Raw genomic sequence first — 25,912 nt, forward strand, 5'->3', positions numbered from 1 at the left:
GGGCCGATGGGTGTCGGCAAGTCCACCGTGGGACAGCTGCTCGCCGAGCGTCTGGGGCTCGGTTACCGGGACACCGACGCGGACATCGTGGCCGAGCAGGGCCGGTCCATCGCCGAGATCTTCGTCGACGAGGGCGAGGCCGTCTTCCGGGCGATCGAGAAGCGGGCGGTCGCCGCCGCGCTCGCCGAGCACGACGGCGTCCTCGCGCTCGGCGGCGGTGCCGTTCTCGATGCGGACACGCGTGCGCTGCTCGCCGGGCTGCGGGTCGTCTATCTCTCGATGGAGGTGGAGGAGGCGGTCCGGCGTACCGGCCTGAACGCGGCTCGTCCGCTGCTGGCGGTCAATCCGCGCAGGCAGTGGCGGGAGCTGATGGAGGCCCGGCGGCATCTGTATGAGGAGGTCGCCACGGCCGTCGTCGCCACGGACGGCCGTACGCCCGAAGAGGTCACGCAAGCGGCCCTGGACGCACTGGAGTTGAAGAAGGCATGAGCGAGGCAGTCACCCGGATCCAGGTCGCCGGCACGGCAGGCACCGAACCGTACGAGGTGCTGGTCGGGCGTCAACTCCTGGGCGAGCTCGGTGCGTTGGTCGGGCCGAAGGCCAGGCGGGTCGCGGTGATCCACCCGGAGGCGCTGGCGGAGACCGGTGACGCGCTGCGCGCCGATCTGGCCGGGCAGGGCTATGAGGCGATCGCGATCCAGGTGCCCAACGCGGAGGAGGCGAAGACCGCCGAGGTCGCCGCGTACTGCTGGAAGGCGCTGGGCCAGTCGAACTTCACCCGCACCGATGTGATCGTCGGTGTGGGCGGCGGAGCGACGACGGACCTGGCCGGTTTCGTCGCGGCGACCTGGCTGCGCGGGGTGCGCTGGATCGCGATCCCCACCACGGTGCTGGCCATGGTGGACGCGGCGGTCGGCGGCAAGACGGGGATCAACACCGCCGAGGGCAAGAACCTCGTCGGTGCCTTCCACCCGCCGGCCGGGGTGCTGTGCGACCTGGCCGCTCTGGAGTCCCTCGCGGTCAACGACTACGTCTCCGGGCTGGCCGAGGTGATCAAGGCCGGGTTCATCGCGGATCCGGTGATCCTGGACCTGATCGAGTCCGACCCGGAGGGCGCCCGGTCTCCCGCGGGTGGGCACACGGCGGAGCTGATCGAGCGTGCGATCCGGGTGAAGGCCGAGGTGGTCTCCTCGGATCTGAAGGAGTCGGGTCTGCGGGAGATCCTCAACTACGGTCACACGCTGGCCCACGCGATCGAGAAGAACGAGCGGTACACGTGGCGGCACGGTGCCGCGGTGGCCGTGGGTATGCATTTCGCGGCCGAACTTGCGCGTCTGGCGGGCCGGTTGGACGATGCGACGGCGGACCGGCACCGCACGGTGCTGGAGGCGGTCGGCCTTCCGCTGCACTACCGCTACGACCAGTGGCCCAAGCTGCTGGAGACGATGAAGGTCGACAAGAAGTCCCGTGGTGACCTGCTGCGGTTCATCGTCCTGGACGGTCTGGCCAAGCCCACCGTGATGGAGGGCCCGGACCCGGCCGTACTCCTCGCCGCCTACGGCGAAGTGGGCCAGTAACGCCACGCGCGTCCGATTCGCTTTCCGCAACGGGCACTTCGGGCCGCCCCCGGCCGTTTCACCGAACGACGGCCGGGGACGGTACCGTTCGGTAAGGAGCGGGAGTTCGCCCCCGCTGCCAGCGCCAACAGCCTGTACGAGACGGAGTGGCAACGGATGCAGCACGCAGTGGGATCTCCGCTGCCGCCGCCCCACCAGCCGGGGCAGGTGCCGCACGCCGGCTGGGCGTCGGCCGCACACCATCCGGGCCCACACCCGGGAGCCTCCCACGGTCCCGCCCCCGTGCCCCCGCCTCCTGGCTTCCCGGCCCCGGCCGGCGTCGTCCCGCCGACGCCCCCGCAGCCTCCCGCGCCCCAGCCGCCCCTCGCGCAGCCTCCGGCCCCGCAGCATCCGGCCGCACCGCCGGCCCCCGACACCACGGGCCATGTTCCGCTGCCGCCCGGCGGCCCGGTCGGCGTGCCCACGGCGCCCCCGGCTCCCGCCTCGGTCCCCGACCCGACGACCACCACCCTGGCCGTCCTGCTGATCGGCCCGGCGGGCGCGGGCAAGACCAGCGTCGCCAAGTTCTGGGCGGACCACCGCCGGGTGCCCACCGCCCACATCAGCCTGGACGACGTGCGTGAATGGGTCCGCTCGGGCTTCGCCGACCCCCAGTCCGGCTGGAACGACAACTCCGAGGCCCAGTACCGCCTCGCCCGCCGCACCTGTGGCTTTGCCGCCCGCAACTTCCTGGCCAACGGAATCTCCTGCATCCTCGACGACGCCGTGTTCCCGGACCGCCCGGTCGTGGGCCTCGGCGGCTGGAAGCGCCACGTCGGCCCCGGCCTGCTCCCGGTCGTCCTCCTCCCGGGCCTGGACATCGTCCTGGAGCGCAACGCGGAACGCACGGGCAACCGCCGCCTCACCGACGAGGAGGTGGCCCGCATCCACGGCCGCATGGCGGGCTGGTACGGCTCGGGCCTCCCGATCATCGACAACTCCCAGCTGGACGTACCGGGCACGGCCCGCGTACTCGACGATGTCCTGGCAAGGGCGATTGCGAGCCCACCGAACTGGTAAGCAGAGGGGGAGCGACTACCCCCCACAGACTCCACTCGGCCCCCCTAAACCGGCACAACCGCCGCAAAACTCCTACGCTCGTCTCATGTCAGAGGTGTACGCGACCCGCCGATCCCGGCTGAGGGACCACTTCACCGCGGCCGGCACCGCGGCAGCGCTCGTCACCCGTCCGGCCAACGTGCGCTATCTCGCCGGTGCCGCCCCCCAGGGTTCCGCCCTGCTGCTCGGCAGACGCGAGGACCTCCTCGTCTGCGCCGGCCCACCGGACGACCGTGTCTGCGACGGCCGCCCGGACGAGAACCTGCGCCTGCACATCCTCCCGCCGAACGGCGCCGACGCCGGCTCAGGCGGTGACGCGGCGGTCGCGGCGGCGCTGCTGGCCGTGGCGCAGGACGCCGACTCCCTGGCCGTGGAGGAGCACCACCTCACGGTGGCACGGCACCGGGTCATCTCCTCCGTCGCTCCCACGCTCCGCCTCACCGACGTCGGCGGAGCCGTCGAGCAGCTCCGGGTCGTCAAGGACGAGGAGGAGATCTCCTGCCTGCGCATCGGTGCCGAGATCGCCGACCAGGCTCTCGGTGAGCTGCTGGAGTCGATCCTGGTCGGCCGGACCGAGCGGCACCTCGCGCTGGAGCTGGAGCGCCGTCTGGTGGACCACGGCGCCGACGGCCCGGCGTTCCCCACCTCCGTGGCCACCGGGCCCAACTCCGGACGGCGCGGGCACCGCCCCACCGACCGCCGCGTGGAGGAGGGCGACTTCCTCTCGGTGTGCCTGGGTGCGACGTACCGCGGCTACCGCTGCGAGATCGGCCGGACGTTCGTGATCGGCACGTCGCCCGCCGACTGGCAGGTCGAGCTGTACGACCTCGTCTTCGCCGCCCAGCGGGCCGGCCGCGAGGCCCTGGCGCCCGGCGCCGCCTGCGGTGACGTGGACCGCGCCGCACGCCACGTACTGGACTCGGCCGGCTACGCGGAGGCCCTGTCACCCCTGACCGGACATGGCGTGGGACTCGAAATCGACGAGGACCCGCAGTTGGCCCCCGCCGCCATGGGTAAACTGGACGCTTGCGTGCCGGTCACCGTCGAACCGGGGGTCCACCTCCCGGGCCGGGGCGGTGTCCGGATCGATGACACGCTCGTCGTACGCCCCGAGGCGGACGGCGGACCCGAGCTACTCACCATCACGACCAAGGAGCTGCTCGCCCTCTAGGCAGTGGCGTGCGCCGGGGTCGTACGTCAGTCCAGGAGATTCCGCAACCGTGGCTTCCACGAACGACCTCAAGAACGGCATGGTGCTCAAGCTCGAAGGCGGCCAGCTCTGGTCCGTCGTCGAGTTCCAGCACGTCAAGCCCGGCAAGGGCCCGGCCTTCGTGCGCACCAAGCTCAAGAACGTGCTCTCCGGCAAGGTCGTCGACAAGACGTTCAACGCCGGCGTCAAGGTCGAGACGGCCACTGTCGACAAGCGCGACATGCAGTTCTCGTACATGGACGGCGAGTACTTCGTCTTCATGGACATGGAGACCTACGACCAGCTGCACATCGACCGCAAGGCCGTCGGTGACGCCGCCAACTTCCTCATCGAGGGCTTCACGGCCACCGTCGCGCAGCACGAGGGCGAGGTGCTCTTCGTCGAGCTGCCGGCCGCCGTCGAGCTGACGATCCAGGAGACCGAGCCGGGCGTCCAGGGCGACCGCTCCACCGGTGGCACCAAGCCCGCCACCCTGGAGACCGGCCACCAGATCCAGGTGCCGCTCTTCATCACCACCGGTGAGAAGATCAAGGTCGACACCCGCACGAGCGACTACCTCGGCCGGGTGAACAGCTAACCGTGGCTGCCCGCAACACGGCCCGCAAGCGCGCCTTCCAGATCCTCTTCGAGGGCGACCAGCGCGGCGCCGACGTCCTGACGGTCCTCGCCGACTGGGTCCGGCTGTCCCGGTCCGACACCCGGCAGCCGCCGGTCAGCGAGTACACGATGCAGCTGGTCGAGGGCTACGCCGGACACGCGACGCGCATCGACGAGCTGATCGCCCAGTACGCGGTCGGCTGGACGCTCGACCGGATGCCGGTCGTGGACCGCAACATCCTTCGGCTGGGCGCGTACGAGCTGATCTGGGTCGACGAGACCCCGGACGCCGTCGTCCTGGACGAGATGGTGCAGCTGGCGAAGGAGTTCTCCACGGACGAGTCGCCCTCGTTCGTGAACGGCCTGCTGGGCCGCCTGAAGGAGCTCAAGCCGTCCCTGCGCCGGGACGAGGCGTAAAGCCGCTCACGACAACGCCGGAGGGCCCACAGTACGTCTGCTGTGGGCCCTCCGGCGTTCCCGCGCGCCCGCTGCATGCCTCTGACCGTCTCTCACGAGACCAGAACGCCGTCGGGGTGGCCGGAACCATACGGTTCCCGCCACCCCGACGGCACGTTTCTGCTCAGGTACTGAGCGGGTCAGCTCTCTTCGTGGGTGGCCACCGCGCGGCGCGCGTCGGCGTCCAGGACACCCCAGCTGATCAGCTGCTCGGTCAGGACCGAGGGGGACTGGTCGTAGATGACGGCGAGTGTGCGCAGGTCGTCCTGGCGGATGGAGAGCACCTTGCCGTTGTAGTCACCACGCTGGGACTGGATCGTCGCCGCGTAGCGCTGCAGCGGGCCCGCCTTCTCGGCCGGCACGGTGGCCAGGCGCTCCAGGTCCAGGACCAGCTTCGGCGGCGGCTCGGCGGCGCCGCCCGGCGTCGTGCCCGGCAGGAGCTCCTGGACCGGAACACCGTAGAAATCGGCCAGCTCGGCAAGCCGCTGCACGGTCACCGCACGGTCGCCACGCTCGTAGGACCCGACCACCACGGCCTTCCAGCGACCCTGTGACTTCTCCTCGACACCGTGGAGGGAAAGGCCCTGCTGGGTGCGGATGGCCCGGAGCTTGGCCCCGAGCTGTTTGGCGTATTCGCTGGACATATAGCTCCCCGGACACTGTGTCGACGCGGCCGGCTGTGTTGCCCGCCGCGCGGCTGGTAACTCACTGTGAGGTTACGCAGCGTGACTCTTCTGCGTCAAGCCGAATGGTCCACACCGACTCTTCCGTGGTAGTGACGGCCGATTGGGCCAAGGGGGTGATCGAGGCTCTGCCCATGACCTGCTACGGTGGATGGCGCAAATCCGACGTCCTTTAAGGTCCGTCCCGTGAGGCGGAGAAGGAGGTCCGTTTCGTATGGACAAGCACGTCTCGCCCGCGAATCCGCCGGCGTCCGATGCGCGGCCCGTTCTTGAGGGCCCCGACATCGCGCGGGTACTGACCCGCATCGCCCACGAGATCGTCGAGCGCGCCAAGGGCGCTGACGACGTGGTGCTCCTCGGCATCCCCACCCGGGGTGTCTTCCTCGCCCAACGGCTCGCCGTCAAGCTGGAGCAGATCACCGGACGCAAGATCCCGGTCGGCTCGCTCGACATCACCATGTACCGCGACGACCTGCGCATGCACCCGCCGCGCGCGCTGGCCCGCACCGAGATCCCCGGTGACGGCATCGACGGGAGGCTCGTCGTCCTCGTCGACGACGTGCTCTTCTCCGGCCGCACCATCCGCGCCGCCCTCGACGCCCTGAACGACATCGGGCGCCCGCGCGCGGTGCAGCTCGCGGTCCTGGTCGACCGGGGCCACCGCGAACTGCCGATCCGCGCCGACTACGTCGGCAAGAACCTCCCCACGTCGCTGCGGGAGACGGTCAAGGTCCAGCTCGCCGAGGAGGACGGTCGCGACACCGTGCTGCTCGGTGTCAAGCAGACCGACCAGTAGCAAGCCAGGCGCACAGGCCCGCTTCGGCGTACCCGCATACGCGCCCGTTTGCCCCGAATCTCCCTTTGAACTGCCTTACGGAGCCTGACAGATGCAGCGTCATCTCATCTCGGCCGCCGACCTGACCCGCGACGACGCCGTCCTGATCCTCGACACCGCCGAGGAGATGGCCCGGGTCGCCGACCGGCCGATCAAGAAACTGCCGACCCTGCGCGGCCGCACGATCGTCAACCTCTTCTTCGAGGACTCCACGCGCACGCGTATCTCCTTCGAAGCCGCGGAGAAGCGCCTGTCCGCCGACGTCATCAACTTCACTGCCAAGGGGTCGAGCGTCTCCAAGGGCGAGTCCCTGAAGGACACCGCGCAGACCCTGGAGGCCATGGGCGTCGACGCCGTCGTCATCCGGCACGGCGCCTCCGGAGCCCCGTACCGCCTCGCCAACTCCGGCTGGATCGACGCGGCCGTCATCAACGCCGGCGACGGCACTCACCAGCACCCCACCCAGGCTTTGCTGGACGCCTTCACCATGCGCCGCCGGCTGATCGGCCGTGACGCCGGCCTCGGCAAGGACCTGTCCGGCAGGCGCATCACCATCGTCGGCGACGTCCTGCACAGCCGGGTCGCCCGCTCCAACGTCGACCTGCTGCACACCCTCGGCGCCGAGGTCACTCTGGTCGCCCCGCCCACCCTGGTGCCGGTCGGCGTCGAGACCTGGCCGTGCGAGGTGTCGTACGACCTCGACAGCGTCCTGCCGAAGTCGGACGCGGTGATGATGCTCCGCGTCCAGCGCGAGCGCATGAACGCCGCGTTCTTCCCGACCGAGCGCGAGTACTCGCGGCGCTACGGCCTCGACGGCGAGCGCATGGCGAAGATGCCCGAGCACGCCATCGTGATGCACCCCGGCCCGATGGTCCGGGGCATGGAGATCACCGCCGAGGTCGCCGACTCCGAGCGCTGCACGGTCGTCGAGCAGGTCGCGAACGGCGTCTCCATCCGGATGGCCGTGCTGTACCTGCTGCTCGGTGGCAACGAGCCCGCCGTCACCCACGCCCGCACCAACGAGGAGAAGTAAGACCATGAGCAAGATCCTGATCCGTGGTGCGAAGGTGCTCGGCGGCGAGCCGCAGGACGTGCTGATCGACGGCGAGGTGATCGAGGCGGTCGGCACCGGCCTGTCCGCCGAGGGCGCCGAGGTCGTGGAGGCGGCAGGCAAGGTGCTGCTGCCGGGCCTGGTCGACCTGCACACCCATCTGCGCGAGCCGGGCCGCGAGGACTCCGAGACGGTCCTGACCGGCACCCGCGCGGCCGCGTCCGGCGGCTACACGGCCGTGTTCGCCATGGCCAACACCTTCCCGGTCGCCGACACCGCCGGTGTGGTCGAGCAGGTCTACCGGCTGGGCCAGGAGCACGGCTACTGCGACGTGCAGCCCATCGGCGCCGTCACCGTCGGCCTGGAGGGCAGGAAGCTCGCCGAGCTGGGCGCCATGCACGAGTCGGCCGCCGGGGTCACCGTCTTCTCCGACGACGGCAAGTGCGTGGACGACGCGGTGATCATGCGCCGGGCGCTGGAGTACGTGAAGGCCTTCGGCGGTGTCGTCGCCCAGCACGCGCAGGAGCCGCGGCTCACCGAGGGCGCCCAGATGAACGAGGGCATCGTCTCCGCCGAGCTGGGCCTGGGCGGCTGGCCGGCCGTCGCCGAGGAGTCGATCATCGCGCGGGACGTGCTGCTCGCCGAGCACGTCGGCTCCCGCGTCCACATCTGCCACCTCTCGACCGCCGGCAGCGTCGAGATCGTCCGCTGGGCCAAGTCCCGCGGCATCGACGTCACGGCCGAGGTCACCCCGCACCACCTGCTCCTCACCGACGAGCTGGTGCGGACGTACAACCCCGTCTACAAGGTCAACCCGCCGCTGCGCACCGAGCGGGACGTGCTGGCCCTGCGCGAGGCGCTCGCCGACGGCACGATCGACATCGTCGCCACCGACCACGCCCCGCACCCGCACGAGGACAAGGACTGCGAGTGGGCCGCCGCCGCCATGGGGATGGTGGGCCTGGAGACCGCGCTGTCAGTGGTCCAGGAGACCATGGTCGACACGGGCCTGCTGGACTGGGCCGGCGTCGCCGACCGGATGTCCGTCAAGCCCGCGCAGATCGGACAGGCCACCGGGCACGGCCGTCCCGTCTCGGCTGGTGAGCCCGCCAACCTCACCCTCGTCGACACGGAATACCGTGGCCAGGTGGACCCCGCGGGCTTCGCCTCACGCAGCCGCAACACCCCCTACGAGGGGCGTGAGCTGCCGGGCCGTGTGACGCACACGTGGCTGCGGGGCAAGGCCACGCTCGTCGACGGGAAGCTCACGTGACACCTGTAATCCTGCTCGCGGAGGCCAAGAAATCGGCCGCCGTCACCGACTGGCCGGCCCGCATCGGCTGGCTCGTCGGACTCGTCCTGTTCATCGCGCTCGTCTACTGGCTGATGCGCGAGGGCTGGAAGTGGCGCGGCACGCTCCAGAGCGACCTTCCGGAGCCGCCCAGCGCGCCGGAGGAGACCGGCCCGGTGAAACTGAGCATGAGCGGCCGCTACCACGGCTCCACCACCGCCGGGCAGTGGCTGGACCGGATCGTGGCCCACGGCCTCGGCACCCGCAGCCGGGCCGAGCTCACCCTCACGGAGGCGGGCCTGGAGGTCGAGCGTCCCGGAGCGAACGACTTCTTCGTCCCCGCCGCCGCACTGCGCGGGGCCCGGCTGGACAAGGGCATCGCCGGCAAGGTCCTCACCGAGGGCGGACTGCTCGTGGTGACCTGGGCGCTCGGCGACAAGCTGATCGACTCCGGCTTCCGCTCCGACCACGCGGCCGAGCACACCGAATGGGCCGACACCCTGAACGACATGATCAACGACACGGAAGGCGCACGATGACGACCTCCACCAGGGGAGCTGCCAAGGTTCCCGCCGTACTCGTCCTGGAGGACGGCCGCACCTTCCGCGGCCGTGCCTACGGGGCCGTGGGGGAGACCTTCGGCGAGGCCGTGTTCTCCACCGGCATGACCGGCTACCAGGAAACCCTGACCGACCCGTCGTACGACCGCCAGATCGTCGTGGCGACCGCCCCGCAGATCGGCAACACCGGCTGGAACGACGAGGACGACGAGTCGAGCCGCATCTGGGTCTCCGGCTACGTCGTGCGCGACCCCGCGCGCGTGCCGTCCAACTGGCGCGCCAAGCGCTCCCTGGACGACGAGCTGGTCGCGCAGGACGTGGTCGGCATCTCCGGGATCGACACCCGCGCCCTCACCCGTCATCTGCGTGAGCGCGGCTCGATGCGCGCCGGCATCTTCTCCGGCGAGGCGATCGCCCCCGAGAGCGAGCTCCTCGCGCGCGTGCAGGCCCAGCCCCGCATGAAGGGCCTGAGCCTGTACGAGGAGGTCGCGACGAAGGAGGCGTACGTCGTCCCGGCGATCGGGGAGAAGCGGTTCACCGTCGCCGCGATCGACCTCGGCATCAAGGGCATGACCCCGCACCGCATGGCCGAGCGCGGCATCGAGGTGCACGTCCTCCCGGCCACGGCCACGGCCGACGACATCTACGCCGTCAACCCGGACGGGGTCTTCTTCTCCAACGGCCCCGGTGACCCGGCCACGGCCGACGGCCCGGTCGCGCTGATGACCGCCGTCCTGGAGCGGAAGACGCCCCTGTTCGGCATCTGCTTCGGCAACCAGATCCTCGGCCGCGCCCTCGGCTTCGGCACCTACAAGCTGAAGTACGGCCACCGGGGCATCAACCAGCCGGTCCAGGACCGTACGACCGGCAAGGTCGAGGTCACCGCGCACAACCACGGCTTCGCCGTCGATGCGCCGCTCGACAAGGTGAGCGACACCAAGTTCGGCCGCGCCGAGGTCTCGCACGTGTGCCTGAACGACAACGTCGTGGAGGGGCTGCAGCTGCTCGACCAGCCGGCCTTCTCCGTCCAGTACCACCCCGAAGCGGCAGCGGGCCCGCACGACGCCGCCTACCTGTTCGACCGCTTCGTTTCTCTGATGGAGGGCCAGCGTGCCTAAGCGCACCGATATCCAGTCCGTCCTGGTCATCGGCTCCGGCCCGATCGTCATCGGCCAGGCCGCCGAGTTCGACTACTCCGGCACCCAGGCGTGCCGCGTGCTCAAGGCCGAGGGCCTGCGCGTGGTGCTCGTCAACTCCAACCCGGCGACGATCATGACCGACCCGGAGATCGCCGACGCGACCTACGTCGAGCCGATCACCCCGGAGTTCGTCGAGAAGATCATCGCCAAGGAGCGCCCCGACGCCCTGCTGCCCACCCTGGGCGGCCAGACGGCGCTCAACACCGCGATCTCGCTGCACGAGAACGGGGTCCTGGAGAAGTACGGCGTCGAGCTGATCGGCGCCAAGCCCGAGGCGATCCACAAGGGCGAGGACCGCGACCTGTTCAAGGAGGTCGTGGGGGAGGTCCGGCGCAAGACCGGCCACGGCGAGTCCGCCCGCTCGGTGATCTGCCACTCCATGGAGGACGTCCTCGCGGGCGTCGAGACGCTCGGCGGCTACCCGGTCGTCGTCCGGCCGTCCTTCACCATGGGCGGCGCCGGCTCCGGCTTCGCGCACGACGAGGAGGAGCTGCGCCGCATCGCGGGCCAGGGCCTCACGCTCTCCCCGACCACCGAGGTGCTCCTGGAGGAGTCCATCCTCGGCTGGAAGGAGTACGAGCTGGAGCTGATGCGCGACAAGCACGACAACGTCGTGGTGGTCTGCTCCATCGAGAACTTCGACCCCATGGGCGTGCACACCGGTGACTCCATCACCGTCGCGCCCGCGATGACGCTGACCGACCGCGAGTACCAGATCCTGCGGGACATCGGCATCGCCGTCATCCGCGAGGTCGGTGTCGACACCGGCGGCTGCAACATCCAGTTCGCGGTGAACCCCGAGGACGGTCGCGTGATCGTCATCGAGATGAACCCGCGTGTGTCGCGCTCCTCGGCGCTCGCCTCCAAGGCGACCGGCTTCCCGATCGCGAAGATCGCCGCCAAGCTGGCCGTCGGCTACACCCTGGACGAGATCCCCAACGACATCACGCAGGAGACCCCGGCCTCCTTCGAGCCCACGCTCGACTACGTGGTCGTCAAGGCCCCGCGCTTCGCGTTCGAGAAGTTCCCGCAGGCCGACTCCACGCTGACCACCACCATGAAGTCCGTCGGCGAGGCCATGGCCATCGGCCGCAACTTCACCGAGGCCTTCCAGAAGGCGCTGCGCTCGCTGGAGAAGAAGGGCTCGCAGTTCACCTTCGTCGGCGAGCCGGGCGACAAGGACACCCTGCTGCGCGAGGCCGTACGGCCCACCGACGGCCGGGTCAACACGGTCATGCAGGCCATCCGCGCGGGCGCCACGCCCGAGGAGATCTTCGAGTACACGAAGATCGACCCCTGGTTCGTGGACCAGCTCTTCCTGATCAAGGAGGTCGCGGACGAGCTGGCCGAGGCCCCCGAGCTGACCGCCGAGCTGCTCGCCGAGGCCAAGCGGCACGGCTTCTCCGACGTCCAGATCGGTGAGATCCGGGGCCTGCGCGAGGACGTGGTCCGCGAGGTCCGGCACGCCCTCGGCCTCCGCCCGGTCTACAAGACGGTCGACACCTGCGCCGCCGAGTTCGCCGCGAAGACGCCGTACTTCTATTCCTCCTACGACGAGGAGACCGAGGTCGCGTCCCGCGAGAAGCCCGCGGTGATCATCCTGGGCTCCGGGCCGAACCGCATCGGCCAGGGCATCGAGTTCGACTACTCCTGTGTCCACGCCTCCTTCGCGCTGAGCGACGCGGGCTACGAGACGGTGATGGTCAACTGCAACCCGGAGACCGTCTCCACCGACTACGACACCTCCGACCGGCTGTACTTCGAGCCGCTGACGCTGGAGGACGTCCTGGAGATCGTCCACGCCGAGCAGCAGGCCGGACCGGTGGCCGGTGTGATCGTGCAGCTCGGCGGCCAGACCCCGCTGGGCCTGTCCCAGGCGCTGAAGGACAACGGCGTGCCGGTCGTCGGCACGTCCCCCGAGGCCATCCACGCCGCCGAGGACCGCGGCGCCTTCGGCCGCGTCCTGGCCGAGGCCGGTCTCCCGGCCCCGAAGCACGGCACCGCGACCACCTTCGAGGGAGCCAAGGCGATCGCCGACGAGATCGGCTACCCGGTCCTCGTCCGGCCGTCGTACGTCCTCGGCGGCCGGGGCATGGAGATCGTCTACGACGAGGCCCGCCTGGCGTCCTACATCGCCGAGTCGACCGAGATCAGCCCGTCCCGGCCGGTCCTCGTCGACCGCTTCCTGGACGACGCCATCGAGATCGACGTCGACGCCCTCTACGACGGCGAGGAGCTGTACCTCGGCGGTGTGATGGAGCACATCGAGGAGGCCGGCATCCACTCCGGCGACTCCGCCTGTGCCCTGCCCCCGATCACCCTGGGCGGCTTCGACATCAAGCGGCTGCGCGCCTCCACCGAGGCCATCGCGCGCGGTGTCGGCGTGCGCGGTCTGATCAACATCCAGTTCGCGATGGCGGGCGACATCCTCTACGTCCTGGAGGCCAACCCGCGCGCCTCGCGCACCGTGCCCTTCACCTCGAAGGCGACCGCGGTGCCGCTGGCCAAGGCCGCCGCCCGGGTCTCGCTGGGCGCGACCATCGCCGAGCTGCGCGCCGAGGGCCTGCTCCCGGCGAAGGGCGACGGCGGCGAGCTGCCGCTGGACGCGCCGATCTCCGTCAAGGAGGCCGTGATGCCGTGGTCGCGGTTCCGGGACATCCAGGGACGCGGTGTGGACACCGTCCTCGGCCCGGAGATGCGTTCCACCGGCGAGGTCATGGGCATCGACTCCGTCTTCGGCACGGCGTACGCCAAGTCGCAGGCCGGGGCGTACGGCCCGCTGCCCACCAAGGGGCGGGCGTTCATCTCGGTCGCCAACCGCGACAAGCGCTCGATGATCTTCCCGGCGCGCGAGCTGGTCGCGCACGGCTTCGAACTGCTCGCCACCTCGGGCACGGCGGAGGTCCTCCGGCGCAACGGCATCAACGCCACCGTCGTACGCAAGCAGTCCGAGGGCACCGGCCCGAACGGCGAGAAGACCATCGTCCAGCTGATCCACGACGGCGAGGTCGACCTCATCGTGAACACCCCGTACGGCACGGGCGGCCGCCTCGACGGCTACGACATCCGTACGGCGGCCGTCGCCCGGTCGGTGCCGTGCCTGACGACGGTCCAGGCGCTCGCCGCCGCCGTCCAGGGCATCGACGCGCTCAACCACGGAGACGTGGGCGTCCGCTCGCTCCAGGAACACGCGGAACACCTGACCGCGGCCCGCGACTAGCAGCCCTTGAGGGGGACACCGGAAACGGTGTCCCCCTCCGCATGAGGACCCCTGAGGACTTTTCCGAGATGTACAAGCTCTTCTTCCGTCTGGTGTTCACCCGGATGGACCCCGAGAAGGCCCACCACCTGGCCTTCCGCTGGATCCGCCTCGCCGCCCGCGTCCCCGTCCTGCGCACCTTCGTCGCGGCCGCCCTCGCGCCCCGCCACAAGGAGCTGCGCACGGAGGCCCTCGGACTGCGCATGCACGGGCCCTTCGGGCTCGCCGCCGGCTTCGACAAGAACGCCGTCGCGATCGACGGCATGTCGATGCTGGGCTTCGACCACGTCGAGATCGGCACGGTGACGGGGGAGCCGCAGCCCGGCAACCCCAAGAAGCGGCTGTTCCGCCTTGTCGCGGACCGCGCGCTGATCAACCGCATGGGCTTCAACAACGACGGTTCGCTGGCCGTGGCGGCCCGTCTCGCGACCCGCACGCCGGTCTTCAGGACCGTCGTCGGTGTCAACATCGGCAAGACCAAGGTCGTGCCGGAGGCGGAGGCCGTCGGCGACTACGTGAAGTCCGCCGAGCGGCTCGCGCCGTACGCCGACTACCTGGTCGTCAACGTCTCCTCGCCGAACACGCCCGGCCTGCGCAACCTCCAGGCCACCGAGGCGCTGCGCCCGCTGCTGACCGCCGTGCGCGAGGCCGCCGACCGCACGGTCGCGAACCGGCGCGTGCCGCTGCTGGTGAAGATCGCCCCGGACCTCGCCGACGAGGACATCGACGCCGTCGCCGACCTGGCCGTGGAGCTGGGCCTGGACGGCATCATCGCCACCAACACCACCATCGCGCGCGAGGGCCTCGGGCTGCGCTCCGCGCCCTCGGTCGTGCAGGAGACCGGCGGGCTGTCCGGCGCCCCGCTCAAGGAGCGCTCCCTGGAGGTCCTGCGCCGCCTGTACGCGCGCGTGGGCGATCGGATCACCCTGGTGGGTGTCGGCGGCATCGAGACCGCCGAGGACGCCTGGCAGCGCATCCTGGCCGGTGCCACGCTGGTCCAGGGCTACAGCGCCTTCATCTACGAGGGCCCCTTCTGGTGCCGTGCCATCCACAAGGGCCTCGCCGCCCGGCTGCGCACCAGCCCGTACGCCACCCTCGCCGACGCGGTCGGCGCCGACGTGAGGAAGCCCGCATGACTTCGACGGAGCCCTTCGGCGCCCGGCTGCGCCGCGCCATGGACGAGCGCGGCCCCCTGTGCGTCGGCATCGACCCGCACGCCTCCCTGCTCGCCCAGTGGGGCCTGAACGACGACGTGGCCGGTCTGGAGCGGTTCAGCCGCACGGTCGTCGAGGCCGTGGCCGACCGGGTCGCCGTGATGAAGCCGCAGAGCGCCTTCTTCGAGCGGTTCGGCTCGCGCGGCATCGCCGTCCTGGAGACGGTCGTCCGGGAGGCGCGCGCGGCCGGCACCCTGGTCGTGATGGACGCCAAGCGCGGCGACATCGGCTCGACCATGGCCGGGTACGCGGAGGCCTACCTGCACAAGGACGCCCCGCTGTTCTGCGACGCCCTCACCGTCTCGCCCTACCTCGGCTACGGCTCGCTCAGCCCGGCCGTCGCGCTGGCCCGGGAGAGCGGCGCCGGTCTGTTCGTGCTGGCGCTGACCTCGAACCCGGAGGGCCCCGAGGTGCAGCACGCGGTCCGTACGGACGGCCGCAGCGTGGGTGCGACCATGCTGGCCCACCTGGCCGCCGAGAACGCGGGGGAGGAGCCGCTGGGGTCCTTCGGCGCCGTCGTCGGTGCCACGGTCGGCGACCTGTCGTCGTACGACCTCGCGATCAACGGCCCGCTCCTCGCGCCCGGTGTCGGCGCGCAGGGGGCGACGGCGGCCGACCTTCCGGCGGTCTTCGGGTCGGCGCTGCGCAACGTCGTGCCGAACGTCAGCAGGGGTGTTCTGCGTCACGGTCCCGACACCGGGGCGCTGCGGGCGGCCGCCGAGCGCTTCGCCGAGGAGATTCAGGCGGTCGTCGGGGGTTCCTGAGCCCTCCGGTGTGCGCCCCGGCGGGCGGCGGGCCGGCGACTTGAGTGTGAATACATCCTCAAATCGGGGGCATTATGTCTGAAATGTCCGGCCTGACGGAGGCTGACCAGGACTTTTCCGCTGTTCTCGCTGACTCTGGCGGACTTGCCCGCTAGTCTCCGAGCAGTGGGGGCACCTCCCGCGCCCTCAAGGCAGGTGTGGGGAGAGCGGGCAGCGTGTTGCTCGTAGCTCCCCAGGTGTGGGGCGACTAGGTTCCTCACCGGTCCGTATCCGACAGTTCGACATCCGAGGTGACGTAGGCGTGGCTCTTCCGCCCCTTACCCCTGAACAGCGCGCAGCCGCGCTCGAAAAGGCCGCCGCGGCTCGCCGGGAGCGGGCCGAGGTCAAGAATCGACTCAAGCACTCCGGCGCATCCCTGCACGAGGTCATCAAGCAGGGCCAGGAGAACGACGTCATCGGCAAGATGAAGGTCTCCGCGCTGCTTGAGTCGCTGCCGGGCGTGGGCAAGGTCCGCGCCAAGCAGATCATGGAGCGTCTGGGCATCTCCGAGAGCCGCCGCGTGCGCGGTCTCGGTTCCAACCAGATCGCTTCCCTGGAGCGTGAGTTCGGCAGCACCGCCTCCTGAGTCCGTCTCCGGGCGGACCGGGAGTCCCGGGCACTCCGGGATTGCTGGAATAATCGCTGCATGGCTGCAACATTCCGGGGGACGACCCCCGAGCCCCCGGACGTACGTCCGCGGCTGACCGTGCTCTCCGGCCCCTCGGGGGTCGGCAAGAGCACGGTCGTCGCCCATATGCGCAAGGAACACCCCGAGGTCTGGCTCTCGGTGTCGGCCACCACCCGCAAGCCGCGCCCCGGTGAGCAGCACGGGGTCCACTACTTCTTCGTCACCGACGAGGAGATGGACAAGCTGATCGCCAACGGCGAGCTGCTGGAGTGGGCCGAGTTCGCCGGGAACCGCTACGGCACGCCCCGCGCGGCCGTGCTGGAACGGCTGGAGAACGGCGAGCCCGTTCTGCTGGAGATCGACCTCCAGGGCGCCCGGCAGGTCCGGGAGTCCATGTCCGATTCCCGGCTGGTGTTCCTGGCCCCGCCCTCCTGGGAGGAGCTGGTGCGCAGGCTGACCGGCCGGGGCACCGAGCCTCCCGAGGTCATCGAGCGCCGCCTGGACGCGGCCAGGACCGAATTGGCGGCCGAGCCGGAGTTCGACGTGACCTTGGTCAACACCTCCGTCGAGGACGTGGCGCGCGAGCTGCTAGCCTTGATGGACGTTGTGTGATCATGACTGATCTTTTCCCCTCCTTCGGAAGGTAGAGCGTGTCCTCTTCCATCACCGCGCCCGAGGGCATCATCAACCCGCCGATCGACGAGTTGCTTGAGGCCACCGACTCGAAGTACAGCCTCGTGATCTACGCCGCCAAGCGGGCCCGTCAGATCAACGCGTACTACTCCCAGCTCGGCGAGGGCCTCCTTGAGTACGTCGGTCCTCTCGTCGACACCCACGTCCACGAGAAGCCGCTCTCGATCGCCCTGCGCGAGATCAACGCGGGTCTGCTGACGTCCGAGGCCGTCGAAGGCCCCGCCCAGTAACGCTGCGCAGTAGTACTTTCAGATCGCAGGTGACTTATCCACAGGCCCGGCAGTCGTGCTGCCGGGCCTGTGGTGTGTCATTGGTGGTGCAGGGTTCCGAGTCCGGGGAGTGAGCGTGGACAAGCCGAAGGTCGTCCTGGGGGTCAGCGGTGGCATCGCCGCGTACAAGGCCTGTGAGCTGCTGAGAAGGTTCACGGAGTCGGGCCATGACGTACGCGTCGTCCCCACCGCCTCCGCGCTGCACTTCGTCGGCGCCGCCACCTGGTCCGCCCTGTCGGGCAACCCCGTCTCGACGGAGGTCTGGGACGACGTCCACGAGGTGCCGCACGTCCGCATCGGCCAGGGTGCCGACCTCGTCGTCGTCGCGCCCGCCACGGCCGACACGCTGGCCAAGGCCGCCCACGGCCTCGCCGACGACCTCCTCACCAACACCCTGCTGACCGCCCGCTGCCCGGTCGTGCTCGCGCCCGCCATGCACACCGAGATGTGGGAGCACCCGGCCACCCAGGAGAACGTGGCCACCCTGCGCCGACGCGGCGCCGTCGTCATCGAACCGGCCGTCGGCCGCCTCACCGGCGTCGACACCGGCAAGGGCCGGCTGCCCGACCCGGCCGAGATCTTCGAGGTCTGCCGCCGGGTGCTGGCCCGGGGCGTCACCCGGCCGGACCTCAAGGGGCGGCACGTCGTCGTCTCCGCCGGCGGCACCCGCGAGCCGCTCGACCCGGTCCGCTTCCTCGGCAACCGCTCCTCCGGCAAGCAGGGCTACGCCCTCGCCCGCACCGCCGCCGCCCGCGGCGCCCGGGTCACGCTGATCGCGGCCAACACCGGTCTGCCCGACCCGGCCGGCGTGGACGTCGTCCCGGTCGGCACGGCCGTCCAGCTGCGCGAGGCCGTCCTGAAGGCCGCGGCGGACGCCGACGCGGTCGTCATGGCCGCCGCCGTCGCCGACTTCCGGCCCGCGGTCTACGCCGCCGGGAAGATCAAGAAGAAGGACGGCCACGAGCCCGACCCGATCGTCCTCGTGCGGAATCCGGACATTCTTGCGGAGATTTCGGCCGATCGCGCCAGGTCCGGACAGGTGATCGTCGGCTTCGCCGCCGAGACCGACGACGTGCTCGCCAACGGCCGTGCCAAGCTCGCCCGCAAGGGCTGTGACCTGCTCGTGGTCAACGAGGTGGGGGAGCGCAAGACGTTCGGCTCCGAGGAGAACGAGGCGATCGTGCTGGGCGCCGACGGAAGCGAGACGCCGGTACCGCACGGACCCAAGGAAGCCCTGGCCGACACCGTCTGGGACCTGGTCGCCGAGCGCCTGGGCTGAGCCCGGGCGCACCCTCGCGGCCATCCGCTGGGGGCGTGCACGAGGAGCGCTGGATTCCGGTGTGGCGACCCTGGCCAACATCACCCGGCATTGGGCAGAATTCTCGTGCCGCAGGTCACAGCGCTCCCGAGAGGCGAGACGGTGGCCCATCGGCCGAGTGCGACCGATAAACTGTTCAAGGTCGGCACCGGGCGCAGCCCTCGTGCCGACTGCAAATGATCAGCCAGCAGCCGCTGCAACCACAGGGAGCGTTGTGTCCCGTCGCCTGTTCACCTCGGAGTCCGTGACCGAGGGTCACCCCGACAAGATCGCTGACCAGATCAGCGACACCATTCTCGACGCGCTTCTGCGCGAGGACCCGACCTCCCGGGTCGCCGTCGAGACGCTGATCACCACCGGCCTGGTGCATGTGGCCGGCGAGGTCACGACCAAGGCCTACGCGGACATCGCGAACCTGGTCCGCAGCAAGATCCTGGAGATCGGCTACGACTCCTCCAAGAAGGGCTTCGACGGCGCCTCCTGCGGCGTGTCGGTGTCCATCGGCGCGCAGTCCCCGGACATCGCGCAGGGTGTCGACACGGCGTACGAGTCCCGGGTCGAAGGCGACGACGACGAGCTGGACAAGCAGGGCGCCGGCGACCAGGGCCTGATGTTCGGCTACGCCTCCGACGAGACGCCGACCCTCATGCCGCTGCCGATCTTCCTGGCGCACCGCCTGTCCAAGCGCCTGTCCGAGGTCCGCAAGAACGGCACCATCCCCTACCTGCGCCCCGACGGCAAGACGCAGGTCACCATCGAGTACGACGGTGACAAGGCCGTCCGCCTCGACACGGTCGTCGTCTCCTCGCAGCACGCCTCCGACATCGACCTGGAGTCGCTGCTCGCTCCCGACATCCGCGAGTTCGTCGTGGAGCCCGAGCTGAAGGCCCTGCTCGACGAGGGCATCAAGCTGGACACCGAGGGCTACCGCCTGCTGGTCAACCCGACCGGCCGCTTCGAGATCGGCGGCCCGATGGGCGACGCCGGCCTGACCGGCCGCAAGATCATCATCGACACCTACGGCGGCATGGCCCGCCACGGCGGCGGTGCCTTCTCCGGCAAGGACCCGTCCAAGGTGGACCGCTCGGCCGCCTACGCGATGCGCTGGGTCGCCAAGAACGTCGTGGCGGCCGGCCTGGCCTCCCGCTGCGAGGTCCAGGTCGCCTACGCGATCGGCAAGGCCGAGCCCGTCGGTCTCTTCGTGGAGACCTTCGGCACCCACAAGATCGAGACCGAGAAGATCGAGAAGGCCATCGACGAGGTCTTCGACCTCCGCCCGGCCGCGATCATCCGCGACCTCGACCTGCTCCGCCCGATCTACTCCCAGACGGCGGCCTACGGCCACTTCGGCCGCGAACTGCCCGACTTCACCTGGGAGCGCACCGACCGCGTGGACGCTCTCCGCAAGGCCGCGGGCCTCTAAGCCCGCTCCCCTTCTCTCGCCGAGGCCCGGCTTCCCTTCGGGGGGCCGGGCCTCGGCGTGTCCGAGGTGGTTCGAGGCGGCGGGGGGCCGTTGTCAGTGCGGTTTGGTAAGAATGCAAGCGTGAGCAGCGAGAACGAGCCGCCCCGAGAGGGCGGGGAGGGCGGGGCCGAGGGCGCGCCGCCGGAGCAGCTCGCGCTCATCCGGGAGAGCGTGCGCAAGGCGAAGACGCCCCGCGCCAAGCCGCGCACCTGGCGGGGGGCCGCGCTCGCCGAGGAGCTCCCCGTGGCCCGCGTGCTGGTCGACAAGGGCGTGCTGCACCTCGACCGGTACTTCGACTACGCGGTGCCCGAGGAGCTGGACGCACAGGCGCAGCCCGGCGTGCGGGTGCGGGTGCGGTTCGGGGCCGGCCGGCACCGGGTGCGTGAGGGGCGCCGCGAGGGCGGCGGGCTCATCGACGGGTTCCTGATCGAGCGCCGGGCCGAGACCGACTACTCCGGCCCGCTCGCGGCGCTCGCCCAGGTCGTGTCCCCGGAGCCCGTGCTGAGCGAGGAGCTGCTGGGGCTCACCCGGGCCGTCGCCGACCGGTACGCAGGGAGCCTCGCCGATGTGCTCCAGCTGGCCGTGCCGCCGCGCAGCGCCGCCGCCGAGAAGCGCCCGTCGCCCGCCCCGCTGCCGCCCCCCGCAGCCCCCGACACCGGTTCCTGGACGCGGTACGAGCACGGGGGCGCCTTCCTGGACGCCCTGGCCTCCGGCGGAGCGCCCAGGGCCGTCTGGAACGCGCTGCCGGGCCCGCCGTGGAGCGAGGAGCTGGCCCGGGCCGTCGCCGCCACGCTCGCCTCCGGACGCGGCGCCCTCGTCGTCGTACCGGACGGGCGGGCCGCCGCACGGGTCGACGCCGCGCTCACCGCGCTGCTCGGCCCCGGTCGGCACGCGCTGCTCACCGCTGACGCCGGGCCCGAGAAGCGGTACGCGCAGTGGCTCGCGGTGCGGCGCGGATCCGTACGGGCCGTCGTCGGGACCCGGGCCGCCATGTTCGCGCCCGTGCGGGATCTCGGTCTCGTCGCGGTCTGGGACGACGGCGACGACAGCCTCGGCGAACAGCACGCCCCGCAGCCGCACGCGCGCGATGTGCTGCTGCTGCGCGCCGCGCTGGACAAGTGCGCCTTCCTGCTCGGCGGATTCAGCTGCACCGTGGAGGCCGCCCAGCTCGTGGAGAGCGGCTGGGCCCGCCCGCTGGTCGCCGGCCGCGAGCAGGTGCGCCGGGCCGCGCCCCTGGTCAGGACCGTCGGCGACGACGACCTCGCGCGCGACGAGGCCGCCCGCGCCGCCCGGCTTCCGACCCTCGCCTGGCAGGCGGCCCGCGAGGGGCTGCGGCACGGCCCGGTGCTGGTGCAGGTCCCCCGCCGTGGCTACGTGCCCCGGATGGCCTGCGACCGGTGCCGGGCGCCCGCGCGGTGCCGGCACTGCTCCGGCCCGCTCCAGGGGCAGGACGCGGAGGTGCTGCGGTGCGGCTGGTGCGGGCGCGAGGAGAGCGCCTGGCACTGCCCGGAGTGCGGCGGTTTCCGGCTGCGCGCCCAGGTGGTCGGCGCCCGGCGTACGGCCGAGGAGCTGGGGCGCGCCTTTCCCGCCGTGCCGGTGCGGACCTCGGGGCGCGAACACGTGCTGGACACCGTGCCGGGCACGCCCGCGCTGGTGGTGAGCACCCCGGGCGCCGAACCCGTCGCCGAGGGCGGCTATGCGGCGGCCCTGCTGCTGGACGGCTGGGCCATGCTCGTACGGCCCGACCTGCGGGCCGGTGAGGACGCCCTGCGCCGGTGGATCGCGGCGGCGGCGCTGGTCCGGCCGCCGAGCGAGGGCGGCACGGTGGTCGTGGTGGCCGAGCCGACCCTGCGCCCGGTGCAGGCGCTGGTGCGCTGGGACCCCGTCGGGCACGCGGTGCGGGAACTGGCCGAGCGGGCCGAGCTGGGCTTCCCGCCGGTGTCCCGGATGGCGGCCGTCACCGGACCGCCCGCGGCCGTCTCGGAGTTTCTGGCTTCGGCCGAACTGCCGCCGGACGCCGAGGTGTTGGGGCCCGTACCGGTGCCGTCCACGCCGCCCGGCCGGCCCCGCAGGCCCGGTGCTCCGCCGCCCGGTGAGCACTGGGAGCGGGCGCTGGTGCGGGTGCCGCCGGGCACCGGGGCGGCCCTGGCTTCCGCGCTGAAGGCCGCTCAGGCCGCTCGCATGGCACGAGGGAGCGGGAGCGGGGAGGCGGTCCGGGTGCGGATCGATCCGCCGGACATCGGGTGAGCTTCTCCCACCGGCGCACCGCCCGTTTCCGGTCGGCAGTGAAGCCGGGCGACCCACGGGTTTGCTCGCCGTCGACGGCTGTCCGGCAGGCCGGCGTCCAAGCGCGTGTCTGCCCTCCCGGGTGGCCGGAAGGGCAGGGCGGAGGTGGCGGCCGTTGCTCAGCCGTTGCGCGGGCTGGGGAAGGCCGTCGGACGGGGCTCGTCGCGGTCGCGCAGGGCCGGGCTGCCGGCGGTCGGCTGCGTGGGCATCGAGCGCGCCGCGGGGACCGTCGGGACCGTGGGCAGCGTGGTGTTCACATTGAGCGTGCGTGTACCGGACGACTCCGGCGTCCGCTCGGCCTCGGCGGCGGCCGCCTGGGCCGCGGCACGGCGGGCGCCGTAACGGCGGTGCACCGCCTGCTTGGTGACTCCGAGCGCCGAGCCCACCGCGTCCCACGAGAAGCCGAGTGAGCGGTCGAAGTCCACGGCGGCCGTGACCAGGGTTTCGACACTGTCGCGGAGTTCCTGCGCGAGGCGGACCGTCGGGGCGGGGGCGCGTCCGTAGACGACGAAGCCCGTGGACGGGCCGGAGCGGCGCGGGCGGTAGACATTGCCCAGCTGGGCGGTGAGCGTGCGCAGCGCGTCCACCTGGCGGCGGACCCGCTCGATGTCCCGCACCAGCAAGTGCAGGCTGGCCCGGGCCTGGGCGTCGTGGGTTGCGTGGTCGGCCATGAACAAGCCTCTCGAACCGGCGTTGAAAGGAATTGGGCCGCGAAAGCGGCCCGATGTGGTCAACTCTTTCTTGACCAACGCGTGTGCGCTCCGCTGGTCACGGGGTGGGGGCGTACGGGCATATGCGTACGCCGTCCGTCCGTCCACGCACCACCCGTTCCCGGGTGTGGCCATAGACTGGTGCGCTGCCCGTTCAACCCCCGCCCGAGAGGCCCGATCCCGCCCATGAAGCTTGTCTTCGCCGGTACCCCCGAGGTCGCTGTTCCCGCTCTGGACGCCCTGATCGCCTCCGGGCGGCATGAGGTGGCCGCCGTCGTCACGCGGCCCGACGCGCCGGCCGGGCGTGGGCGCAGGCTGGTCGCGTCGCCCGTGGCCGAGCGGGCGGAGGAGGCCGGGATCGAGGTGCTGAAGCCCCTCAAGCCGCGCGACCCGGAGTTCCTGGAGCGGCTGAAGGAGATCGGCCCGGACTGCTGCCCTGTCGTGGCCTACGGCGCGCTGCTGCCCAGGGTCGCCCTCGACATCCCGACGCACGGCTGGGTCAACCTGCACTTCTCGCTGCTGCCCGCCTGGCGCGGGGCCGCCCCGGTGCAGCACGCCATCATGGCGGGCGACCAGATCACCGGCGCCTCCACCTTCCTCATCGAGGAGGGGCTCGACTCCGGGCCGGTCTACGGCACCGTCACCGAGGAGGTCCGGGCGACCGACACCAGCGGCGATCTGCTCACGCGGCTCGCCTTCGCCGGCGCCGGGCTGCTCTCCGCGACCATGGACGGCATCGAGGACGGCACCCTGAAGGCCGTCCCGCAGCCGGCCGAGGGCATCACCGTCGCGCCGAAGATCACCGTCGAGGACGCCCAGGTGAACTGGGCCGCGCCCGCACTGCGCGTCGACCGGGTCGTACGCGGCTGCACCCCGGCGCCCGGCGCCTGGACCTCCTTCCGCGGCGAGCGGCTCAAGCTGATCCAGGTCACGCCCGTGCCCGAGCGGACCGACCTCGCGCCGGGACAGATGGCGGTCGGCAAGAACAGCGTGCACGTGGGCACCGGTTCGTACGCCGTCGAGCTGCTCTGGGTGCAGGCCCAGGGCAAGAAGCCGATGCGGGCGGCCGACTGGGCCCGCGGGGTGCGCATCGCCGAGCGCGAGACCCTCGGCAGCTGACGGCCGCCCCCCGCCGTTCCCGGAGACTCCCTAGGTACCTCCCGGCCCACCTGACGGCGGACCCCGGCGTATGCGACGTACGCTGGGACTCGCCTCTCTTTCCCTTTCCGGAGCACCTTTTTCGTGACTGAGCAGTCCCGGCGGCCCCGTAAGCCCGCCAAGCCCTACCGCCGTCCTCAGAAGGACCCCGTGCGCATCCTGGCCTTCGAGGCGCTGCGCGCGGTCGACGAGCGGGACGCGTACGCCAACCTCGTGCTGCCCCCGCTGCTGCGCAAGGCCCGCGAGAAGGAGGGACCGGAAAAATTCGACGCGCGGGACGCCGCCCTCGCCACCGAGCTGGTGTACGGCACGCTGCGCCGGCAGGGCACGTACGACGCGGTGATCGCCGCCTGTGTCGACCGGCCGTTGCGCGAGGTCGACCCGCCGGTGCTGGACGTGCTCAGCCTCGGTGTGCACCAGCTCCTCGGGACCCGGATCCCGACCCACGCGGCCGTGTCGGCCTCCGTCGAGCTGGCCCGGGTGGTGCTGGGCGACGGGCGGGCCAAGTTCGTCAACGCCGTGCTGCGGAAGGTGGCCCAGGACGACCTCGACGGGTGGCTGGCGAAGGTCGCGCCGCCCTACGACGAGGACCCTGAGGACCACCTCGCCGTCGTGCACTCCCATCCCCGCTGGGTCGTCTCCGCGCTCTGGGACTCCCTCGGCGGCGGGCGCGCCGGGATCGAGGATCTGCTGGAGGCCGACAACGAGCGGCCCGAGGTGACACTGGTCGCGCGGCCGGGGCGGGCCACCGTCGAGGAGCTGCTGCGCGAGGAGGCCGCCGTGCCCGGGCGCTGGTCGCCGTACGCCGTACGGCTCGCGGAGGGCGGCGAGCCCGGCGCGGTCGAGGCCGTGCGCGAGGGGCGGGCCGGGGTGCAGGACGAGGGCAGCCAGCTGGTCGCCCTCGCGCTCGCCAATGCGCCCGTCGAGGGGTCCGACGCGTTGTGGCTCGACGGATGCGCCGGGCCCGGCGGCAAGGCCGCGCTGCTGGCCGCCCTCGCCGCCGAGCGCGGAGCCACACTGCTCGCCTCCGAGAAGCAGCCGCACCGGGCCGGACTGGTCGCCAAGGCGCTGGCCGGCAACCCGGGGCCGTACCAGGTGATCGCCGCCGACGGCACCCGGCCGCCGTGGCGGCCCGGCACCTTCGACCGCGTGCTGATGGACGTGCCCTGCACCGGGCTCGGCGCACTGCGCAGGCGGCCCGAGGCCCGCTGGCGGCGGCGCCCGGAGGACCTGGAGAACTTCGCGCCGCTCCAGCGCGCCCTGCTGCGCACCGCGCTCGACTCGGTGCGCGTCGGCGGAATCGTCGGGTACGCCACCTGCTCGCCGCACCTCGCCGAGACCCGGGCGGTCGTCGCCGACATCCTCAAGCACCACCCGGACACCGAGCTGGTCGACGCGCGCCCGCTGCTGCCCGGGGTGCCGGCGCTCGGCGACGGGCCGGACGTACAGCTGTGGCCGCATGTGCACGGCACGGACGCGATGTACCTGGCCCTGATCCGCAGAACCGGCTGAACGCCGCGGGGGGCCGGCGCCCCCTGAAAGGGGCGCGGGGCTG

24 protein-coding genes are annotated in these 25,912 nt (G+C 71.6%); 22 read left to right on the forward strand and 2 right to left on the reverse strand.

Annotation, left to right across the window (positions count from 1 at the left end; genetic code table 11):
- The first annotated feature begins 6 nt into the window (after positions 1-6).
- The 6 genes from O1G22_RS34325 to nusB all read left to right on the forward strand — a co-directional run bounded on the left by O1G22_RS34325 (position 7) and on the right by nusB (position 4,899).
- Positions 7-489, forward strand: a complete 483-nt coding sequence (locus O1G22_RS34325) for a shikimate kinase (protein ID WP_270086315.1) — start codon at positions 7-9, stop codon at positions 487-489.
- A complete protein-coding gene (gene aroB, locus O1G22_RS34330) occupies positions 486-1,577 on the forward strand; it encodes a 3-dehydroquinate synthase (protein ID WP_270084856.1) in 1,092 nt (363 codons plus the stop codon). Before O1G22_RS34325 ends, aroB begins: the two co-directional genes overlap by 4 nt.
- A 156-nt stretch (positions 1,578-1,733) precedes the next feature.
- Complete coding sequence (locus O1G22_RS34335) at positions 1,734-2,636, forward strand: Pro-rich N-terminal domain-containing protein (RefSeq protein ID WP_270084857.1); 903 nt, start codon at positions 1,734-1,736, stop codon at positions 2,634-2,636.
- Between the two features lie 85 nt (positions 2,637-2,721).
- Complete coding sequence (locus O1G22_RS34340; RefSeq protein WP_270084858.1) at positions 2,722-3,846, forward strand: aminopeptidase P family protein; 1,125 nt, start codon at positions 2,722-2,724, stop codon at positions 3,844-3,846.
- A gap of 49 nt (positions 3,847-3,895) precedes the next feature.
- On the forward strand, positions 3,896-4,462 hold the full coding sequence (efp, locus tag O1G22_RS34345) for an elongation factor P (RefSeq protein WP_225101276.1): 567 nt from the start codon (positions 3,896-3,898) through the stop codon (positions 4,460-4,462).
- A 2-nt stretch (positions 4,463-4,464) separates the two neighbouring features.
- Positions 4,465-4,899: a transcription antitermination factor NusB gene (gene nusB / locus O1G22_RS34350; RefSeq protein WP_225101275.1), complete on the forward strand. Its 435-nt coding sequence runs from the start codon at positions 4,465-4,467 to the stop codon at positions 4,897-4,899.
- Positions 4,900-5,078: 179 nt separating this feature from the next.
- On the opposite strand, the gene bldD is transcribed toward nusB, so the two are convergent.
- A complete protein-coding gene (gene bldD, locus O1G22_RS34355) occupies positions 5,079-5,582 on the reverse strand; it encodes a transcriptional regulator BldD (RefSeq protein WP_086170636.1) in 504 nt (167 codons plus the stop codon).
- 253 nt (positions 5,583-5,835) lie between these two features.
- Between bldD and pyrR the strand changes: the two genes are divergently transcribed.
- From pyrR to O1G22_RS34425, 14 genes are all read left to right on the forward strand, one after another.
- A complete protein-coding gene (gene pyrR, locus O1G22_RS34360) occupies positions 5,836-6,417 on the forward strand; it encodes a bifunctional pyr operon transcriptional regulator/uracil phosphoribosyltransferase PyrR (protein WP_225101274.1) in 582 nt (193 codons plus the stop codon).
- A 91-nt stretch (positions 6,418-6,508) separates the two neighbouring features.
- Positions 6,509-7,489: an aspartate carbamoyltransferase catalytic subunit gene (locus O1G22_RS34365; protein WP_270084859.1), complete on the forward strand. Its 981-nt coding sequence runs from the start codon at positions 6,509-6,511 to the stop codon at positions 7,487-7,489.
- A 4-nt stretch (positions 7,490-7,493) separates the two neighbouring features.
- Positions 7,494-8,780 (forward strand): dihydroorotase, encoded by a 1,287-nt coding sequence (locus tag O1G22_RS34370; RefSeq protein ID WP_225101272.1) that lies wholly within the window; start codon positions 7,494-7,496, stop codon positions 8,778-8,780.
- Positions 8,777-9,337 (forward strand): PH-like domain-containing protein, encoded by a 561-nt coding sequence (locus O1G22_RS34375; protein ID WP_225101271.1) that lies wholly within the window; start codon positions 8,777-8,779, stop codon positions 9,335-9,337. The genes O1G22_RS34370 and O1G22_RS34375 overlap by 4 nt, the downstream gene beginning before the upstream one ends.
- On the forward strand, positions 9,334-10,476 hold the full coding sequence (carA, locus tag O1G22_RS34380) for a glutamine-hydrolyzing carbamoyl-phosphate synthase small subunit (RefSeq protein WP_270084860.1): 1,143 nt from the start codon (positions 9,334-9,336) through the stop codon (positions 10,474-10,476). Before O1G22_RS34375 ends, carA begins: the two co-directional genes overlap by 4 nt.
- Positions 10,469-13,777, forward strand: a complete 3,309-nt coding sequence (gene carB / locus O1G22_RS34385; RefSeq protein ID WP_270084861.1) for a carbamoyl-phosphate synthase large subunit — start codon at positions 10,469-10,471, stop codon at positions 13,775-13,777. The genes carA and carB overlap by 8 nt, the downstream gene beginning before the upstream one ends.
- A gap of 68 nt (positions 13,778-13,845) precedes the next feature.
- Positions 13,846-14,952 carry a quinone-dependent dihydroorotate dehydrogenase gene (locus O1G22_RS34390; protein ID WP_270084862.1) on the forward strand — a complete coding sequence of 369 codons (1,107 nt, stop codon included), beginning with the start codon at positions 13,846-13,848 and terminating at the stop codon, positions 14,950-14,952.
- Positions 14,949-15,794 (forward strand): orotidine-5'-phosphate decarboxylase, encoded by an 846-nt coding sequence (gene pyrF, locus O1G22_RS34395; RefSeq protein ID WP_270084863.1) that lies wholly within the window; start codon positions 14,949-14,951, stop codon positions 15,792-15,794. The genes O1G22_RS34390 and pyrF overlap by 4 nt, the downstream gene beginning before the upstream one ends.
- 301 nt (positions 15,795-16,095) lie before the next feature.
- Positions 16,096-16,419, forward strand: coding sequence for an integration host factor (locus O1G22_RS34400; protein WP_006607450.1), 324 nt, complete (start codon positions 16,096-16,098; stop codon positions 16,417-16,419).
- A gap of 60 nt (positions 16,420-16,479) precedes the next feature.
- A complete protein-coding gene (gmk, locus tag O1G22_RS34405; protein WP_270084864.1) occupies positions 16,480-17,073 on the forward strand; it encodes a guanylate kinase in 594 nt (197 codons plus the stop codon).
- 38 nt (positions 17,074-17,111) lie between these two features.
- A complete protein-coding gene (rpoZ, locus tag O1G22_RS34410) occupies positions 17,112-17,384 on the forward strand; it encodes a DNA-directed RNA polymerase subunit omega (RefSeq protein ID WP_003982715.1) in 273 nt (90 codons plus the stop codon).
- A gap of 115 nt (positions 17,385-17,499) precedes the next feature.
- Positions 17,500-18,702, forward strand: a complete 1,203-nt coding sequence (gene coaBC / locus O1G22_RS34415; RefSeq protein ID WP_270084865.1) for a bifunctional phosphopantothenoylcysteine decarboxylase/phosphopantothenate--cysteine ligase CoaBC — start codon at positions 17,500-17,502, stop codon at positions 18,700-18,702.
- A 253-nt stretch (positions 18,703-18,955) separates the two neighbouring features.
- Entirely contained in the window at positions 18,956-20,164 is a 1,209-nt protein-coding gene (gene metK / locus O1G22_RS34420) for a methionine adenosyltransferase (protein ID WP_270084866.1), read from the forward strand.
- A 120-nt stretch (positions 20,165-20,284) separates the two neighbouring features.
- Positions 20,285-22,450: a primosomal protein N' gene (locus tag O1G22_RS34425; protein WP_270084867.1), complete on the forward strand. Its 2,166-nt coding sequence runs from the start codon at positions 20,285-20,287 to the stop codon at positions 22,448-22,450.
- Positions 22,451-22,608: 158 nt separating this feature from the next.
- Here O1G22_RS34425 and O1G22_RS34430 read toward each other — a convergent pair whose 3' ends face one another.
- Entirely contained in the window at positions 22,609-23,160 is a 552-nt protein-coding gene (locus O1G22_RS34430) for a hypothetical protein (protein ID WP_225101262.1), read from the reverse strand.
- Between the two features lie 225 nt (positions 23,161-23,385).
- Here O1G22_RS34430 and fmt point away from each other — a divergent pair, with 225 nt between their 5' ends.
- Both fmt and O1G22_RS34440 read left to right on the forward strand, forming a co-directional pair.
- Positions 23,386-24,318 carry a methionyl-tRNA formyltransferase gene (gene fmt, locus O1G22_RS34435; protein WP_270084868.1) on the forward strand — a complete coding sequence of 311 codons (933 nt, stop codon included), beginning with the start codon at positions 23,386-23,388 and terminating at the stop codon, positions 24,316-24,318.
- 123 nt (positions 24,319-24,441) lie between these two features.
- On the forward strand, positions 24,442-25,869 hold the full coding sequence (locus O1G22_RS34440; protein ID WP_270084869.1) for an RsmB/NOP family class I SAM-dependent RNA methyltransferase: 1,428 nt from the start codon (positions 24,442-24,444) through the stop codon (positions 25,867-25,869).
- Positions 25,870-25,912 lie beyond the last annotated feature (43 nt).

Source organism: Streptomyces camelliae (assembly GCF_027625935.1).
Lineage (GTDB): Bacteria > Actinomycetota > Actinomycetes > Streptomycetales > Streptomycetaceae > Streptomyces > Streptomyces camelliae.

Coding starts and splice junctions, on each gene's coding strand:
- O1G22_RS34325 (WP_270086315.1), top strand. CDS start 7: ATGGGTGTCGGCAAGTCCACCGTGGGACAGCTGCTCGCCGAGCGTCTG.
- aroB (WP_270084856.1), top strand. CDS start 486: ATGAGCGAGGCAGTCACCCGGATCCAGGTCGCCGGCACGGCAGGCACC.
- O1G22_RS34335 (WP_270084857.1), top strand. CDS start 1,734: ATGCAGCACGCAGTGGGATCTCCGCTGCCGCCGCCCCACCAGCCGGGG.
- O1G22_RS34340 (WP_270084858.1), top strand. CDS start 2,722: ATGTCAGAGGTGTACGCGACCCGCCGATCCCGGCTGAGGGACCACTTC.
- bldD (WP_086170636.1), bottom strand. CDS start 5,582: ATGTCCAGCGAATACGCCAAACAGCTCGGGGCCAAGCTCCGGGCCATC.
- pyrR (WP_225101274.1), top strand. CDS start 5,836: ATGGACAAGCACGTCTCGCCCGCGAATCCGCCGGCGTCCGATGCGCGG.
- O1G22_RS34365 (WP_270084859.1), top strand. CDS start 6,509: ATGCAGCGTCATCTCATCTCGGCCGCCGACCTGACCCGCGACGACGCC.
- O1G22_RS34370 (WP_225101272.1), top strand. CDS start 7,494: ATGAGCAAGATCCTGATCCGTGGTGCGAAGGTGCTCGGCGGCGAGCCG.
- carA (WP_270084860.1), top strand. CDS start 9,334: ATGACGACCTCCACCAGGGGAGCTGCCAAGGTTCCCGCCGTACTCGTC.
- O1G22_RS34390 (WP_270084862.1), top strand. CDS start 13,846: ATGTACAAGCTCTTCTTCCGTCTGGTGTTCACCCGGATGGACCCCGAG.
- pyrF (WP_270084863.1), top strand. CDS start 14,949: ATGACTTCGACGGAGCCCTTCGGCGCCCGGCTGCGCCGCGCCATGGAC.
- gmk (WP_270084864.1), top strand. CDS start 16,480: ATGGCTGCAACATTCCGGGGGACGACCCCCGAGCCCCCGGACGTACGT.
- O1G22_RS34430 (WP_225101262.1), bottom strand. CDS start 23,160: ATGGCCGACCACGCAACCCACGACGCCCAGGCCCGGGCCAGCCTGCAC.
- fmt (WP_270084868.1), top strand. CDS start 23,386: ATGAAGCTTGTCTTCGCCGGTACCCCCGAGGTCGCTGTTCCCGCTCTG.